This window comes from Streptomyces sp. NPDC060064 (assembly GCF_042736455.1).
In the GTDB taxonomy this organism is placed as follows: Bacteria; Actinomycetota; Actinomycetes; order Streptomycetales; family Streptomycetaceae; genus Streptomyces.
Window position 1 is genome coordinate 86,825 of the sequence record NZ_JBHWWF010000017.1, and the last position, 15,860, is coordinate 102,684.

Annotated in this window: 12 protein-coding genes; 4 read left to right on the plus strand and 8 right to left on the minus strand. The window is 71.0% G+C overall.

What is annotated here, in order from left to right:
- Nucleotides 1-5: 5 nt before the first annotated feature.
- From ACFWDI_RS21195 to ACFWDI_RS21210, 4 genes are all read right to left on the minus strand, one after another.
- Complete coding sequence (locus tag ACFWDI_RS21195) at nucleotides 6-743, minus strand: demethylmenaquinone methyltransferase (RefSeq protein ID WP_385305960.1); 738 nt, start codon at nucleotides 741-743, stop codon at nucleotides 6-8.
- 122 nt (nucleotides 744-865) lie between these two features.
- On the minus strand, nucleotides 866-1,513 hold the full coding sequence (locus ACFWDI_RS21200; RefSeq protein WP_385305962.1) for a hypothetical protein: 648 nt from the start codon (nucleotides 1,511-1,513) through the stop codon (nucleotides 866-868).
- Nucleotides 1,514-1,520: 7 nt separating this feature from the next.
- Entirely contained in the window at nucleotides 1,521-2,720 is a 1,200-nt protein-coding gene (gene mqnC / locus ACFWDI_RS21205; RefSeq protein WP_327325397.1) for a cyclic dehypoxanthinyl futalosine synthase, read from the minus strand.
- 139 nt (nucleotides 2,721-2,859) lie between these two features.
- Nucleotides 2,860-4,494 carry a serine/threonine-protein kinase gene (locus ACFWDI_RS21210; RefSeq protein ID WP_385305965.1) on the minus strand — a complete coding sequence of 545 codons (1,635 nt, stop codon included), beginning with the start codon at nucleotides 4,492-4,494 and terminating at the stop codon, nucleotides 2,860-2,862.
- 203 nt (nucleotides 4,495-4,697) lie between these two features.
- Here ACFWDI_RS21210 and ACFWDI_RS21215 point away from each other — a divergent pair, with 203 nt between their 5' ends.
- Nucleotides 4,698-5,750 (plus strand): alpha/beta hydrolase, encoded by a 1,053-nt coding sequence (locus tag ACFWDI_RS21215; protein ID WP_385305966.1) that lies wholly within the window; start codon nucleotides 4,698-4,700, stop codon nucleotides 5,748-5,750.
- Between the two features lie 47 nt (nucleotides 5,751-5,797).
- On the opposite strand, the gene ACFWDI_RS21220 is transcribed toward ACFWDI_RS21215, so the two are convergent.
- Complete coding sequence (locus ACFWDI_RS21220) at nucleotides 5,798-6,670, minus strand: menaquinone biosynthetic enzyme MqnA/MqnD family protein (RefSeq protein ID WP_385305968.1); 873 nt, start codon at nucleotides 6,668-6,670, stop codon at nucleotides 5,798-5,800.
- Between the two features lie 298 nt (nucleotides 6,671-6,968).
- On the opposite strand from ACFWDI_RS21220, the gene ACFWDI_RS21225 reads away from it, so the two are divergent.
- Nucleotides 6,969-7,172 (plus strand): cold-shock protein, encoded by a 204-nt coding sequence (locus ACFWDI_RS21225; RefSeq protein ID WP_003967102.1) that lies wholly within the window; start codon nucleotides 6,969-6,971, stop codon nucleotides 7,170-7,172.
- Nucleotides 7,173-7,333: 161 nt separating this feature from the next.
- The gene (locus ACFWDI_RS21230) at nucleotides 7,334-7,732 is read left to right on the plus strand and encodes a DUF1992 domain-containing protein (RefSeq protein WP_385305970.1); all 399 of its coding nucleotides are present in this window, start codon (nucleotides 7,334-7,336) and stop codon (nucleotides 7,730-7,732) included.
- 110 nt (nucleotides 7,733-7,842) lie between these two features.
- On the opposite strand, the gene ACFWDI_RS21235 is transcribed toward ACFWDI_RS21230, so the two are convergent.
- Together ACFWDI_RS21235 and ACFWDI_RS21240 are read right to left on the minus strand one after the other, a co-directional pair.
- Nucleotides 7,843-9,150 carry a M1 family metallopeptidase gene (locus tag ACFWDI_RS21235; RefSeq protein WP_385305972.1) on the minus strand — a complete coding sequence of 436 codons (1,308 nt, stop codon included), beginning with the start codon at nucleotides 9,148-9,150 and terminating at the stop codon, nucleotides 7,843-7,845.
- A gap of 83 nt (nucleotides 9,151-9,233) precedes the next feature.
- Entirely contained in the window at nucleotides 9,234-13,595 is a 4,362-nt protein-coding gene (locus ACFWDI_RS21240) for a Pls/PosA family non-ribosomal peptide synthetase (RefSeq protein ID WP_385305974.1), read from the minus strand.
- Nucleotides 13,596-14,384: 789 nt separating this feature from the next.
- Between ACFWDI_RS21240 and ACFWDI_RS21245 the strand changes: the two genes are divergently transcribed.
- Nucleotides 14,385-15,206 carry a MaoC family dehydratase gene (locus ACFWDI_RS21245; protein ID WP_385306089.1) on the plus strand — a complete coding sequence of 274 codons (822 nt, stop codon included), beginning with the start codon at nucleotides 14,385-14,387 and terminating at the stop codon, nucleotides 15,204-15,206.
- On the opposite strand, the gene ACFWDI_RS21250 is transcribed toward ACFWDI_RS21245, so the two are convergent.
- The gene (locus tag ACFWDI_RS21250; protein WP_385305976.1) at nucleotides 15,175-15,822 is read right to left on the minus strand and encodes a TetR/AcrR family transcriptional regulator; all 648 of its coding nucleotides are present in this window, start codon (nucleotides 15,820-15,822) and stop codon (nucleotides 15,175-15,177) included. The two genes, ACFWDI_RS21245 and ACFWDI_RS21250, sit on opposite strands and share 32 nt — an antisense overlap.
- Nucleotides 15,823-15,860: the final 38 nt, after the last annotated feature.

The window sequence follows — 15,860 nt, forward strand, 5'->3', positions numbered from 1 at the left end:
GAGGCTTACTGGGACGCGGACGGGGTCGCGGGCTCGGACGAGGACGGGGGCGCGGGCTTGGTGCCGCGGTGCAGTGCCACCACCCCACCCGTCAGATTCCGCCATGCGACCTTGGACCAGCCGGCCTGCTGCAGCCGCTTCGCCAGTCCCGCCTGGTCGGGCCAGGCGCGGATGGACTCGGCGAGATAGACGTACGCGTCGGGGTTGGACGAGACCGCCCGCGCCACCGGCGGCAGCGCCCGCATCAGATACTCGGTGTACACGGTCCGGAACGGCGCCCAGGTCGGCTGCGAGAACTCACAGATCACGACCCGCCCGCCCGGCTTGGTCACCCGGTACAGCTCGCGCAGCGCCGTGTCCGTGTCCTGCACATTGCGCAGCCCGAAGGAGATCGTCACGGCGTCGAAGACATCGTCGCGGAACGGCAGCTTCGTCGCATCGCCCGCGGTGAGCGGCAGCCAGGGGTTGCGCTTCTTGCCCTCGCGCAGCATGCCGAGGGAGAAGTCGCACGGCACGACATACGCGCCGGTGACGGTGAACGGCAGCGAAGAGGTTCCGGTGCCGGCGGCCAGGTCGAGGACCTTCTGCGCCGGGCGGGCGTCCACCGCCTTCGCGACCTCCCTGCGCCACAGCCTGTCCAGGCCGAGCGAGAGCACATCGTTGGTGAGGTCGTAGTTCGCCGCCACGTCGTCGAACATCGAGGCGACTTCGTGCGGCTGCTTGTCCAGGGATGCTCGGGTCACGGCTCCATTGTGCCGGTCGGGCGGGATCAGGGTTCGAGCAGGGCGGCCAGGTCCACGTCCTTCACCCGGTCGACGGCCCGGCCCTCTGCGGGCGGGAACATCCCGTTGTCCTCGGTGATCAGTCAGCGCGCCCGGTGGACGAGCCGCCCGTCGAGGACGGTGGCCACGCAACTCCCGGCGCCGGTGGCCTGCAGAGCGGCCTCGTCCGCCACGTCGAACACGGCGAAGTCGGCCCGGGCGCCGACGGCCAGTGGGGCGTGCACGGAGCCCGCGAGGTCATACCCCGCCACGAAGGGGTCGAGATCCGGACCCTCGGCGAGGATTCCCGGGGCGCCCACCGCGGAGACGACGGTCAGCCCGGAGCGGACGACCGCGGTCCGTACGACCGGGTCGTTCAGCGTGACCGCCAGCGCCGTGGTGCCGTGCCGCAGCATCCGCTGCAGACCGCGGCGCACGCTGCCCGCCCAGCGGACACCGTCCAGCTCCAGCGCCTCCAGCTCCGCTCCGGACAGCGGCAGTTCACCGAGCTCGCCGGCCTCCCGCGGATCGGGGTGGTAGCAGCGCTTCAGCAGCCAGGTGCCGTGCCACTGACGCAAGCCGGGCGTCAGAACGCCGGGCCAGCGCCGGACGCGGGCCTGCGGACGGTCCGCCGCCAGCTCCTCGTACGGGCCGATGGCCGCGATCCGGTTGCCGTCGACGACGACCGCACCGTCCGGCACCGGCGCCGCGCCGACCGGAAGAACCAGCGACGCGGCATGAATAGTCATCAAAACAGCCTCAGTTGGACGCGAGCAGCTTCAGCTCGGGATGTGCCGTACCGCCCGCGATCGCCGTCGACGAGATGTGCGAGGCGACGCGCTCGTCGACCGGGTCGTTCGCCGGGTCGTCGTGCACCACGATGTGCTCGTACGTCGTCGTCCGCTGCGCCGGGACACGGCCCGACTTACGGATCAGGTCGATGATCTCCATCCGGTTCGACCGGTGCTTCGCGCCCGCCGAGGAGACCACATTCTCCTCGAGCATGATCGAGCCCAGGTCGTCCGCGCCGTAGTGCAGCGACAGCTGGCCGACCTCCTTGCCCGTGGTCAGCCACGAGCCCTGGATGTGCGCGACATTGTCGAGGAAGAGCCGCGCGATCGCGATCATGCGCAGGTACTCGAAGAGCGTCGCCTGCGTACGGCCCTTGAGGTGGTTGTTCTCCGGCTGGTACGTGTACGGGATGAAGGCCCGGAAGCCGCCCGTCCGGTCCTGCACCTCGCGGATCATCCGCAGATGCTCGATCCGCTCGGCGTTGGTCTCGCCGGTTCCCATGAGCATGGTGGACGTGGACTCGACGCCGAGACGGTGCGCGGCCTCCATGATCTCCAGCCAGCGCTCGCCGGACTCCTTGAGGGGCGCGATCGCCTTGCGAGGCCGCTCGGGCAGCAACTCGGCGCCGGCGCCCGCGAAGGAGTCGAGTCCGGCGGCGTGGATGCGCTGGATCGCCTCCTCGACGGAGACCTTGGAGATACGGGCCATGTGCTCGACCTCGGAGGCCCCGAGGGAGTGGATGACCAGCTGCGGGTACGCCTTCTTGATCGCGGCGAAGTGCTTCTCGTAGTACTCGACGCCGTAGTCCGGGTGATGCCCGCCCTGGAACATGATCTGCGTGCCGCCGAGCTCCACGGTCTCGGCGCAGCGCCGCAGAATGTCGTCGAGGTCGCGCGTCCAGCCCTTCTCGACATCCTTCGGCGGGGCGTAGAAGGCGCAGAACTTGCACGCCGTGACGCACACATTGGTGTAGTTGATGTTGCGCTCGATGATGTACGTCGCGATGTGCTCCGTACCGGCGTACCGCCGCCGCCGTACGGCGTCCGCCGCAGCGCCCAGCGCGTGCAGCGGCGCGGAACGGTAGAGGTCGAGCGCCTCCTCCGGGGTGATCCGGCCCCCCTCGGCAGCACGGTCCAGCACGGACTGAAGGTCGGCCTTCTCGGTCACCGGGCGTCACCTTTCGGCGGTGTTTCAGAGCATCAGCGGGCCGATCCAGCGTACGCCAGCCGTTGTCGCGATCCGCGGGCGCGGTCGGGAGGCACGGCAGCCGGTCACCGCTCCGGGGCCGGCCGGCCGGCCCTCCCGGTCACTGCTCCCGGTCCAGCAGCGCGCGCGGGTCGCCCGCCCGTGGTTCCTGGGACGTGTACTGCAGGCGGGCTCCGGTGAGTCGCAGCTTCACCGTGTGCGTGCCCGGCGTGCAGTGGTTTCCCGCCTTGCCGCTGGACTTGCCGTCGGCGACCAGTTCCGTCGCGGTCGCCCTCCGCAGCACCAGGTTGTCCTCGCAGGCGAAGTTCCCCAGGACGTCGAACTGGGTGACCGTGCCGACCTTCGCGCCCGCCTTCCCGGTGCCGATCACGACCCTGAAGGTCCCGGCGCTGATCTTGCTGCCGGCGAGGTCGACGTCGAACGGCCCCTTCCAGGCGCCGATGAAGGCCTTCGGCACCTCCTTCACGCCCGGCTCACCCGGCTCCGCCGACGAACCGTCCGGCGCCGACGGGCTACTGGCCGGCGGTCGGGCCGCCGTGTCGCTGCCCTTGTCGTTCTCGCCCGGGAGCAGATCGAACAGCACCGCGCCGCCCACCGTCACGCCGGCGAGCGCACCCGCCACCGCCAGGGCCACCGTGCAGCTCACCTTCCGGCCCCGGCGAGCGCCCGGAGCAGCGGATTCCGTCGGTACGGAGTCGGCCGTCACCGACAGGGACAGCCGCCCGTTGGAGGCGCCCCCCGTCTTCGGCGGAGCGTCCTGGGGCGGCTCCACCGGCGGGCCGAAGACCCCGACCGCCGGGCTGCTGAACGCCACCGGCCCCGACACCACCGGGTCCGCCGAAGGCTCCAGGTTCAGCAGCGTCACCGCCGCCCTGCTGACCTGCTCCACCAGCGGTCCGGGCAGCCACCCGGCCCCGACCGGTCCGGCCGCCCCACCGGGCGCGATCCTGCTCGCGATCTCGGCCGGCGCGGGCCGCGCCGTCGGCTCCTTGGCGAGGCAGTCGGCGACCAGCTCCCGCAAGTCGCCCTCGAGTGAACCCAGTTCGGGCTCCTCGTGCACCACCTTGTAGAGCAGCGCGGCCGAGGAGTCGCCCGGGAAGGGTGCCTCGCCCGTCGCCGCGTACGCCAGGACCGCGCCCAGGGAGAAGACATCGGCCGCTGCCGTGACGCCCTTGCCGAGGATCTGCTCCGGCGACATATAGCCGGGCGAGCCGACCGAGACCCCGGTGGAGGTGAGCGAGGCGGTGCCGTCGGTGGCCCGGGCGATCCCGAAGTCGATCAGCCGCGGACCGTCCAGCGTGAGCAGCACATTGGACGGCTTCACATCCCGGTGCACCAGCTCCAGCGCATGCACGGCCGCCAGCGCCTGCGCGAGTCCGGCACCCAGCACCCGTACCGAGCGGATGGGCAGCGGACCGTGCGAGGTCACCGCCTGGGACAGGGCCGGACCGGCCACATAGCCGGTGGCGACCCATGGCACGGACGCCTCCGGGTCGGCGTCCAGCACCGGCGCCGTCCACTCCCCGCCGACCCGCCGCGCCGCCTCCACCTCACGCCTGAACCGCGCCCGGAACTCCTCGTCGAGCGCGAAATGCGGATGGACGACCTTCACCGCGACCGTACGGCCACCGGCGCTGCGACCCAGATAGACGCGGCCCATTCCGCCCGCTCCGAGCCTGCCGAGCAGCCGGTAGGCACCAATGTTCTGCGGATCGCCCGGGTCCAGCGGCTGCATCTGCACTCCCCCGATTACCTCGCGTTCAGCCTTGTATTGCGCGTGCTGCGCTTCAGCCTAGGGCCCGCCGTGTGTCGCATCACGAGGATTCCCGCCGCCGCGGAGCCAACCGAACAGAGCCAACCGCCGTCTCCCTGGGCGTAATTCACACGTGTTGTCCGAAACCGTCCGTGCCGACGGTGCCAGAACCCTCGGAGCCTTCCATGAAACGCCTGTCCAAGGCCCTCATAGCCGCCGTCGCCATCGGCTCTGTCGCGCTCGTCGCCGGCTGCTCGGACGAAGGCGATCCGGTCTCCTTCGACGGCCCCAGCGCCAAGGCCCCCGCCGCCGGTCAGTCGGGCGGCGGCGCACAGGACAGCAACGGCGGCACAGCGGCGAACGAAGCCTCCGCGAAGACCCTGATGCCGACCGGCCCGAAGGCCTCGTTCACCACGCAGAACACCCTGGACGACGGCACGAAGATCGGCGTCACCACGCTGGAAGGCGCCAAGTCCGGTTTCACGGGCAAGGTATGGGTGTGGGCGCCGAAGCAGTACTTCGACCCTCAGTACGCGAACAGCGGTTTCCCCGTACTGATAGCCCTGCCCGGCGGCAACGGCTATCCGAAGAACTACTGGATGGGCACCGACCTCAAGCTGCAGAGCAGCATCAGCAAGTGGTCGAAGGAAGGCAAGAGCCTCCCGTTCATCGTGGTGATGCCGGTACTCAATCCGGACGCCAAGTACTACTACGACGGCAGCGACATACCGGGGCAGCCGAAAATGGGTACCTGGATGAGCGAGGACGTCCCCGACTTCGTGAAGGCCAATTTCCGTACCTTCAAGTCCCGCGACGGCTGGGCCTTCATGGGATCGTCGTCCGGCGCGTTCGTCGGCCTGAAGTCCGTACTGCAGCACCCGGACAAGTTCAAGGCCGTGATCGCTTCCGGCCCGGACACCGTGCCCGACTCCCCGCTCTGGGGCAGTCACACGAAGGAGAAGGCGGCCAACAACCCGGAGAAGCTCGCGAAGGCCCTTTCCACCACGCCCGCAGGCAAGGACAAGGACGTCTGTCTCGCATTCCAGATAGGAACCAAGGAGCGCGGGATGAACAACCTCAAGCACTTCATCCGGAACTACGGCAAAGGCCCGGTGAAGACCCGTCTGCAGATCATCCAGGGCGGCGAGCACAACGCCAAGACCTATGTGAAGGGCATGGAGGACGGGACGATCCAGTGGATCAGCGAGCACATGCAGGCGCCCATCCCCGCCTCGTAGACCGCCCGGCCCGGTTCCACCCGTGGACGGTCCCACCCCGCAGACCGTCAGCCGAGCAGCTCGACCGTCACATCCGCCGCGAACCCGGTCGTCGGCCCGGTCCGGCGCGCGAATTCCCGTACGCCGGCGAGCTGCTCGGCCCCGAAGCGGAAGTCCAGCGTCGTGAAGTAGCGCTCCAGCAGCTCCGCGTCGAAGATCTCCCAGCGCGCCGCCTGCTCCGCGACCTTGGCGACCTCCTCCAGGGACAGGTCCCGCGAGGCGAGGAAGGCCTCGTGCACCTTCTGTACGACGAAGGGCTCGCGCGCCAGATAGTCCTTGCGCGCCGCCCACACCGCGAACACGAAGGGCAGTCCCGTCCACTCCTTCCACATCAGCCCCAGGTCGTGGACCTGGAGGCCGAGTTTCGGGGCGTCGTGCAGCGAAGCGCGCAGCGCGGCGTCCCCGATCAGCACGGCCGCCTCCGCCTCCTGCATCATCAGGCCGAGGTCGGGCGGACACGAGTAGTAGTCGGGCGTCACCTCGTACTGCTCGGCGAGCAGCAGCTGCGCCAGCCGTACCGACGTGCGCGAGGTGGAACCGAGCGCCACCCGCGCCCCGTCCAGCTGATCCAGCGGCACCTGGGACACGATCACGCAGGACATGACAGGCCCGTCGCAGCCGACCGCGAGGTCGGGGAACGCGACCAGCTGATCGGCGTTGCGCAGGAATTCCACAAGGGTGATCGGCGCGATGTCGAGCTCGCCTCGCACCAGCTTCTCGCTGAGCTTCTCCGGGGTGTCCTTCGTCAGCTCGAAATCGAGGAGAGTTCCGGTCCGCGCCAGCCCCCAGTAGAGGGGCAGACAGTTCAGGAACTGGATGTGGCCGACACGTGGCCGGCTGCGACGGTGGTCGGTTGCTGTGCTTTCTCCAAGACTGTCCACATCGCGAGGCTAGACCCGTGGCCCGCCGTTGACTGCGCCGGGGCCGGGCCGACGCCGTACGACTTCATGCCCCCGTCCGAGCTGCACCGTCAGCCGATTTGGGTCCCATCAAACTCACGGGTGACGTGATCTTTCCCTCTACCGCTGCGCACACGCTGCGTGCTAGGCTCGACGCAAGTTGCAGTTTGGTTTCCCTTGCAGTACAGAGCCTGCGGAGCATGTAACCCGCAGGCTTTTGTAGTTTTCAGACTTCTTGCAGGTTCTGGAGCAGGGCAACCCTTTGGCCCAAGGAGGGCTTATGGCTACCGGAACCGTCAAGTGGTTCAACGCTGAAAAGGGCTTCGGCTTCATCGCCCAGGACGGCGGCGGCCCGGATGTCTTCGTCCACTACTCCGCGATCAACGCGTCTGGTTTCCGCTCTCTCGAGGAGAACCAGGTCGTGAACTTCGACGTCACCCAGGGCCCGAAGGGCCCGCAGGCGGAGAACGTCACCCCGGCCTAGTCAGCCAGGGTCGGCGATCGCGCACGACTCAGCAGTACCAAGGAGCCCCGTTCCGTATGGATCGGGGCTCCTGCCTTTGTGCCCGGGTATACCGGGGCGGCCTTTCCGGTCACCGCACGCTCCGCTCCTACGATGGAAGGACGAGACGTGAGGAGCCGACCGTGACCGAGCGCAAACCCCCCGGCGTCAGCTTCGAGTCGTGGGTGGACAGGCAGATCCGGGAAGCGACCGACCGCGGCGACTTCTCGTCCCTGGCCGGCTTCGGAAAACCGCTGCCGGACGACACCGCCCCGTACGACGAACTGTGGTGGGTCAAGGGCAAGTTGCACCGCGAGGGCGTCTCCGTCCTGCCTCCGACGCTCGCCCTGCGCAAGGAGGCCGAGGATGCGCGGGAGGCGGTCGACAGCGCCGCGACGGAAGACCGGGTACGGCGCATCCTCATCGAGGTCAACGAGAAGATCGAGGCGGCGATCCGCCGCCCGCCGCCGGGCCCGCCGCTGGGGCTCAAGCCCTTCGACGTCGAGGCTGTCGTACGCGACTGGCGCGCGGCCCGTCCGTAACCGGGGCTCCGCCCCGGACCCCGCGCCTCAATCGCCGACAAGGCTGATTTACCCCGCCGGCACACAGGGCCCGGTGGCCCGCGGCAGGGCGACCCGGACCGCCCAACCCCTCAGCGCCGCGGCTGCGGCAGGGCCGGGAGCTTCTCGTCGTACAGCCACATCCTGAAGAGCCCGTCGAGCGGATGCGCCGAGTGCCGCTGCGCGAGGGCAATGAACTCCTCGGTGGTCACGGTGCCGTGCCGGTGGGTCGCGGTCCACTCGCGCAGCACCGCCACGAAGGCCGCGTGCCCGATCACCGTACGCAGCGCGTGCAGCGTGAGGCCGCCGCGCTCGTAGACCTGGTCGTCGAACAGCCGCCGCAGGCCGGGATCGCCGATCTTGATGTCCTGCCGCATCAGGGCGAGTCGGGCCCTGGACTTGGCCGCGAGAGCCGCCGCCGACGGCCCGCCCGACACCTCGGACCACAGCCACTCCGCGTACTTCGCGAAGCCCTCGTTGAGCCAGATGTCCCGCCAGTCGGCGACGGTCAGACTGTTGCCGAACCACTGGTGGGCCAGCTCGTGCGCGACCAGACGCTCGCTGCCGCGCCGCCCGTCCACATGGTTGGCGCCGAAGATCGACAGGCCCTGCGCCTCGACGGGCACGTCCAGTTCCTCGTCCACCACCACGACCGCGTAGTCGTCGAAGGGGTAGGGGCCGAAGAGGTCCGTGAAGGCCGTCATCATCTGCGGCTGCCGGGCGAAGTCGTACTCGAAGCGATCGAGCAGCCCGCGGGGCACGGCGGCCGGCTGCGGCACCCGCCCGGCATGCGCCACGTCGACCAGTTCGTACGGGCCGATCTGAACGGTCGCGAGATAGCTGGCCATCGGCGCCGGCTGCTCGTACACCCAGGTGGTGGTGGAGGCACTGATCGTCCGGGAGACGAGGGAGCCGTTGGCGACCACGGTGTACGGCGACGGAGTGGTCACCGCGATCCGGTAGACGGCCTTGTCGTCCGGGCGGTCGTTGCACGGGAACCAGGACCGGGCACCGCTCGGCTGGGAGGCCACCAGCGCCCCCTCCTCCAGCTGCTCCCAGCCGAGGTCGCCCCAGTCGCGCGTGCGGACGGGGCGGGGGACGCCGGTGTAGCGCACCTCGACGGTGAAGGGCGCCCCGGCGCGCAGCGGCCTGGCGGGCCGTACGCGCAGCTTGTCGGCGCGGTGCGTGTACCGGGCCGGGCGGGCGCCGTCCACCGTGACGCGGTTGATCCGGAACGGGCCCAGATCCAGGACGACTTCGGACAGTGGGCGCTTGGCGACGGCGGTGATCCTGGCCCGGCCGGAGAGCCGGCCGGCGTGCGGGCGGTAGTCCAGCTCCAGGTCGTACTCCGTCGTCCGGTAGCCGCTGTCGCCGTGCTGCGGCAGGTACGAATCCGTCACCCTTGTGTGTCCTCTGCGTCTTGCTCGTCGTGCTCGTTTTGCCGGTCTCGCCCGTCGTGCCTGTCTTGCGCGTGTTCTACGTGCTACGGCTTCCACGCCGCGATCGGATTGCCCAGCCAGCGGGTGCCCGCGGGCACCCGCTCCCCACGCATCACGAGCGACGCCGGACCGACCGCGGCCCGGGCGCCGATGACCGCGCCGGGCAGCGCGATTCCGTGCGGACCGAGCGTCGCGCCCGTTCCGAGAACGACATTGTCCATGCGCATGATCCGGTCGTGGAAGAGGTGCGTCTGCACAACACAGCCGCGATTGACGCTCGCACCGCCTCCGACGGTGACCAGGTCGGCCTCCGGCAGCCAGTACGTCTCGCACCAGGCTCCGCGGCCGATGCGGGCGCCGAGCCCGCGCAGCCACAGGTTCATCAGCGGTGTGCCGGCGGTCGCGCCGACCAGCCACGGCACGGCGAGCACCTCCACGAAGGTGTCCGCGAGCTCGTTGCGCCATACGAAGGACGACCACAACGGGTGCTCCACCGCCTGGAAGCGGCCGACGAGCAGCCACTTCGCCGCGATCGCGACGACACAGGCCACCACTCCGCCGGCGAGCAGCACCGCGCCGCCGCTCAGCACCGCGAGCGCGAAGCCGAGGCGGTCGGCCAGCAGCTCGAAGGCGGCGAGCGCGAGTACGGCGAGCGCCACGCTGCACATGACCGGCACGATCCGGCAGATCTCGACGGTCGCGCGTGCCCACTTCAGCCGCTTCGGCGGGTCGAAGGTACGGCTCTGATCGCCTCCCTCGGCCGCCCGCGGCAGCTTCATCGGCGGCATACCGAGCCAGGAGCTGCCCGCCTTCGCCCGCTTCGGGGTCGACGACAGCACGCCGACCAGGCCGCGCTTGGGCACGGAGCGGCCCGCGGCCGTCATACCGGAGTTGCCGAGGAAGGCCCGCTTGCCCACCCGCGCCTCGGCGATCCGCAGCCAGCCGCCGCCGAGTTCGTACGAGGCGACCATCGTGTCGTCGGCGAGGAACGCGCCGTCGCCGACCGTCGTCATCGCGGGCAGCGCCAGCACGGTCGACGCCTCGACGCCGCGGCCCACCTTCATGCCCAGCGCCCGCAGCCACACGGGCGTGAACAGGCTCGCGTACAGCGGGAAGAGGTGCACCCGGGCCATGTCCATCAGCCGCTCGGTCGCCCACGCCTGCCAGGCGATCCGGCCGTGGACGGGGTGGTAGCCCTCGCGCAGCCCGATGCTGAGCAGGCGCACACCGGCGAGAACGATCAGCGCGTACGTGATCATGGAGACGACCGTCGCGAGCGGTACGGCGGTCAGCGCGGCCGTCAGCGCCTGGCCGAGGCCGGTCCGGCCGTGCACGAACAGGCCGACCACCAGCAGGCCGGGCAGCGCCGCGAGTGCGGGCAGCAGCCCGAGGACCAGCGAGGTGAGCGTGTAGACCGCCGTCCAGCGGCGCTTGCGCAGCGGGCGGCCGTCGGGCAGACGGCGGTTGGCCTTGCCCTTGCGGGCCGCCGGCACGCCGGCCCAGCGCTCGCCGGCCGGAACCGCGCCCGTCACACCCGACCCGGGGGCGATCTCGGCCCGCTTGCCGATCCGCGCGCCGGGGAAGAGCGTGCTGCGGGCGCCGACGGTGGCTCCGGCACCGATACGGACGGCACCGATGTGCAGCCGGTCGCCGTCGAGCCAGTGCCCGGACAGATCCACCTCGGGCTCGACCGCGCAGCCCTTGCCGAGCCGCAGCATGCCGGTCACCGGCGGCAGGGCGTGCAGATCGACACCCTCGCCGATACGGACGCCCAGCGCCCGTGCGTAGTACGTGAGCCACGCCCCGGCGAGGCTGGTCGCGCCGCTCAGCTCGGCGAGACGTTCCGCCGTCCACAGCCGCAGGTGCGCGCTGCCGCCTCTCCGATACGTGCCGGGGCGCAGCCCGCGCAGCAGCAGCCGCGCACCGCCCGCCGCGATCACGATCCGTCCGGGCGGGCTGACGAGCAGCAGCCAGCCGAGCGCCACCCACCACCAGGACACCGTCGGCGCCCACGGCAGCCCGATGACATTGCTGACCGCGGCCGCGACCACGCCCCAGCGCAGCCCGGCGACGCCGAGCAGCGGCAGCATCAGCAGCACCTGCGCGACACCGGTCAGGCGCGGCACCGGCCGCACATCCCGCTCCGGCGCCGCGCCCGCGGAGGGCGCCTCCAGCGTCCGGGCGAGCGCGCCGAGCGTCGGGTTCTGGTAGATGTCGCCGACCGATCCGGCGGCGTACCGCTCCCGGATCCGGGACACCAGCTGCGCGGCGGCCAGACTGCCGCCGCCGCTCGCGAAGAAGTCCGCGTCGGGGCTGTTCACCGGCGCCCCGAGAAGATCGGTCCACTGCTCGGCCAGCCAGGCCTCGGTGGCCGTGAGCTCGGCCTGACCGGTGGCCGGAATGTCCAGAGCGGGCAGCGGCCACGGCAGCGCGGCCCGGTCCACCTTGCCCGAGGTACGGGTCGGGAGGGTGTCCACGACGGCGAGCAGCGGCACGAGAGCGGCGGGCAGCTCCTTGCGCAGGCGCGCGAGGGCGTCGGCCTGGTCGAAGGAATCCGCGTCGAGGGGCAGCGCGTCGGCGACGACGTCGGGTGCGTCGGCGGCGCGGGTGCCGCCTGCGGCGGCGGAGGCCGCGCCGGCATCGGCGTCCGTGCCCACCTCGGACACAGGGCCGGGGGCACCAGAGTCCGCCGACGGGCCGGCGGCCGCTTCGCCGACGAAACTGCGAGCCGCAAAACCCGCGCCATCCGGCACGCCGACGCCGGACACGGCGTCCGTGCCCACCTCGGGCACAAGGCCGGACGGGCTGGGCGCAGCACCCACGCCCCCGTCGCTGGAGGCATGTGCGCTGTCGGCGCGGTCTGCAACGGCACCGATGCCGGGGGCGCCGGGTACGTCGGCGTCGGCCACCGGGGCGGAGGCCGGGCCGTCGACGAGGCCAGGGGCCGCAGAGCCCGCGCTGTCCGCGCTGTCCGCGGTGTCCGCGATCGCCAGGTCGCCGGCGGCCGGCTCGCTCGGCACCACATAGCCGACCAGCAGCTGATGCCCGCCGGCCGTCGTACGTACCGCAGCCGCGGCTCCCGCGACGCCCGGCAGCGCCTGCAGCGCCGCGTCGATCTCACCGAGTTCGATACGGCGGCCGCCGAGCTTGATCTGCTCGTCCGCCCGGCCCACGAAGAGCAGGCCGTCCTCCTCCGCCCGGACCAGGTCACCGCTGCGGTAGGCGCGCGCCCAGCCGAGCGCGGGCAGTGGCGCGTACTTCTCGGCGTCCTTGTCGGCATCCAGGTAGCGGGCGAGGCCGACGCCGCCGATGACGAGCTCGCCGGTCTCGCCCATGGGGACGAGGTCGCCGGCACCGTCCACGACGGCGAGCTCCCAACCGTCCAGCGGCAGCCCGATCCGTACCGGCCCTTCGCCGGTCAGCGGTGCCGCGCAGGCGACGACCGTGGCCTCGGTCGGGCCGTACGTATTCCAGACCTCACGGCCCGTGACGGCCATCCGCTCGGCAAGCTCGGGCGGGCAGGCCTCACCGCCGAAGATCAGCAGTCGTACGTCGTCCAGCGCCTCGGCGGGCCAGAGGGCCGCGAGCGTGGGGACCGTCGACACGACAGTGATGCGCTGCTCGACCAGCCAGGGGCCGAGGTCGAGGCCGGTGCGTACGAGGGAGCGGGGTGCGGGGACGAGGCAGGCGCCGTGCCGCCAGGCGAGCCACATCTCCTCGCAGGAGGCGTCGAAGGCGACGGAGAGCCCGGCGAGGACCCGGTCGTCCGGGCCGAGAGGCTCTTTCGCCAGGAAGATCCGGGCCTCGGCGTCGACGAAGGCGGCAGCACTGCGGTGGCTGACGGCGACGCCCTTGGGCTTGCCGGTGGAGCCCGAGGTGAAGATGATCCACGCGTCGTCGTCCGGGCCCGGCCGACTGCCGGCGGCACCACCAGGGGCACCCGCCGGCCCCGGGCCGATTCCCGCAGTGCCGCACGGCTCGATGGCCCGGCCCGCGCCTATCACGGCGCTCACCGCCGCCTCGGTGAAGACCAGCTCTGCCCGCTCGTCGGGGTCCTCGGCGTCGACCGGTACATACGCGGCGCCCGCCGCCAGCACCGCGAGGATCGCGACATACAGGTCGGCGGTTCCTGACGGCACGCGTACGCCGACCCGGTCGCCGATGCCTATCCCGGCGGCGGCGAGGCGCCGTCGCAGCGACTCGACCTCGTCCAGCAGCGCGCGGTACGTGAGCGGCGCGTCACCGTCGTCGACGGCTGGTGCGTCCGGGTGACGGTGTGCGGTCTCGTCGAGGATGTCGAGCAGAGTGCGCTCGGAGGCGGCACCTCCCGCGGTGAAGAGTGCGGGCGCCGGTGCCTCGTCGAGCAGCGGATCGAGGAGTGCCGGGGACTCCGGGGCCATAGTCATACAGCGCACCGATCGTCGGCCGACAGGTCGCTCCATGCGGGTTGGCTCCGGTGGATGCCAGGCTGGCTCGTACGCATCTCTCACTCTCCGTCGATCGTGTGGAGTGCGCGCCGAATCCCCATCCCGCGCACGGCAAACGAGGAGTTTATCCAGCGTTGACCCAACTCGCCTGTTGTACGCGGCACAGCCCACCGGACCGCATCAGCCCGCGTGGCTCCTGGTCGAATCGCATCGATCCTGCTCAGGACCGTCGCCGGAGCCGTCCTCACTACCACCGTACGACCCGGCCCCGGAGGCCCGATTGTGGCGAACCGCACTCGTCGGCCGCCCCGTTCGTCCGCACTCTGGGCAACCGGGCCTTCTCAGAAGGTCACCGGGCCGGCCTCGCGTGCATCGCCTCGATCTCCGCCGCGAAGTCCCGTGTGACCGCTGCCCTCTTGAGCCCGTGACACCGGGCGGTTGCCCGCGTCGACCGCCCGTTGCGGCGCGCCGCGCAGCTTGATTCCCCGTCGCCTCCCGGGCGAGGTTGACGTCCCGACCGTGCTTCAGGACGGCGCGGCCCTGCCTCGAACTCGCCGACCGCGCTCACCATCTCGACCAGTTCCTGACTCCCGAGTAACCTTACTTCGGAGTAAATCCACGACCGCGCAGGGAGCCTGGACAATGGCCGACCGCCAGCCGCACTTCTCTCGCACAGCATCCGGCCGTTTCCCGAACCGGCGGCCGGGGCAGGCACCGCTGCACCTCTGGAGCCCGGAACACCCGTCCCTGGACGGGCCGTTGCCGACGCTGACCCTGGCGCTGACCCTGGCCCGCGGGGCACTGACCTCGCCATTGAAGCGGAACGTCCAGGCGGAGGCCCGGCTGCCCGCGACCCGGCTGGTGGAGCGGGGTGTACGGATCAGTCCGGCCCGCCTCGTCGCGTACGCAGAGATCTGCGGTTTCCGGCAGACGGACCCGCTGCCCCTCCCCTATCCGCACATACTCGGATTCCCGCTCGCGATGCGGCTGATGGCGGACCGGCGCTTCCCGCTGCCTCTCCTCGGCCTGGTCCACACACGCATCGAAATCAGCCGGCACCGAGCGACACATGCCAAGGAAAGCCACGAACTGACCGTGTACGCCGAGGAGTTGACGCCACACCCGCGCGGCAACGAAGTCACCATGGTGACGGAGGCGCGGCTGGACGGCGAGCTGGTGTGGGAGTCACGGAGCGGCTATCTCGCCCGGCACAGCACCACGTACGACCGTCCCGACGCTCCTCGCGAGGCCACTCCCGTACCGGCCCTGCCCCCGGTCGCCGAGTGGCGGGTGCCCGCCGGCCTGGGTCGCCGCTACGGCGCGGTGTCCGGCGACCGCAACCCCATCCATCTTCATCCGCTGACGGCGAAGCTCTTCGGCTTTCCCCGCGCGATCGCGCACGGCATGTGGACCCTCGCCCGCTGCCTCGCCGAGGTCGATCCGGATCAAGTAACGTACGTACGCGCGGAGTTCAAGGCACCCGTACCGCTCCCCGCGACCGTGACATACGCGGCCGACGGCTCGGCGTTCCAACTCCGCAGTGGCGACCGCGTCCACCTCACCGGGGAGACCAGCGCTGACCCTGCATAAGGTCCCCGAGCCCCATCCAGGCGAAGTTCATCAGCGTCCCCGCCGCTTCCTTCGCCGAGACGCCCTCGGTCTCGTTCGCCCACCCCGCGAGCGACTCCGCCGCGCCCACCAGCGCCTGCGCCAGCCCCCCGACATCCCGGCCGGCCAGCTCCGGGTTGTGTTTCCTCTCGCGTGCCGCGGCCCCGATCAGCCCGGTCACAAAGGTCACTATCTCGTCCCGCATGGCCGCCACTTCAGCGGCGAACGGCTCTCCGTGCGTGCGCGCCTGCCGGTGCAGGATCGCCCAGCCGTCCGGGTTCTCTGCGGTGTGCGTGAAGAACGCCGCGAGCCCCGACCACAGCTGACGGTCCGCCGCGAGCCCCGGCTCGGCTCCCGCTCGCACGGCGACGATCAGCGCCTCCGCCTCGCGCCGGATGCACGCCGTGAAGAGCTCTTCCTTGGAGTTCAAGTACAGATAGACCAGCGGCTTGGAGACCCCGGCCAGCTCCGCGATCTCATCCATCGAGGCTGCCCGGTAGCCGCGCTGCCCGAAGGTCCGCACGGCCGCGTCCATCATCTGCCGCTCGCGCACGGCGCGCGGCATGCGTTTGCTCTTCATGCCGTTCACAGCACCCATGTCAGACATCCTCCCCGCCCCACACCCCAACTCCGCGG

Excerpts from the sequence above, each read along its gene's own strand:
- ACFWDI_RS21240 (WP_385305974.1), bottom strand. The coding sequence starts at position 13,595 with ATGACTATGGCCCCGGAGTCCCCGGCACTCCTCGATCCGCTGCTCGAC.
- ACFWDI_RS21215 (WP_385305966.1), top strand. The coding sequence starts at position 4,698 with ATGAAACGCCTGTCCAAGGCCCTCATAGCCGCCGTCGCCATCGGCTCT.
- ACFWDI_RS21250 (WP_385305976.1), bottom strand. The coding sequence starts at position 15,822 with ATGGGTGCTGTGAACGGCATGAAGAGCAAACGCATGCCGCGCGCCGTG.
- ACFWDI_RS21210 (WP_385305965.1), bottom strand. The coding sequence starts at position 4,494 with ATGCAGCCGCTGGACCCGGGCGATCCGCAGAACATTGGTGCCTACCGG.
- ACFWDI_RS21225 (WP_003967102.1), top strand. The coding sequence starts at position 6,969 with ATGGCTACCGGAACCGTCAAGTGGTTCAACGCTGAAAAGGGCTTCGGC.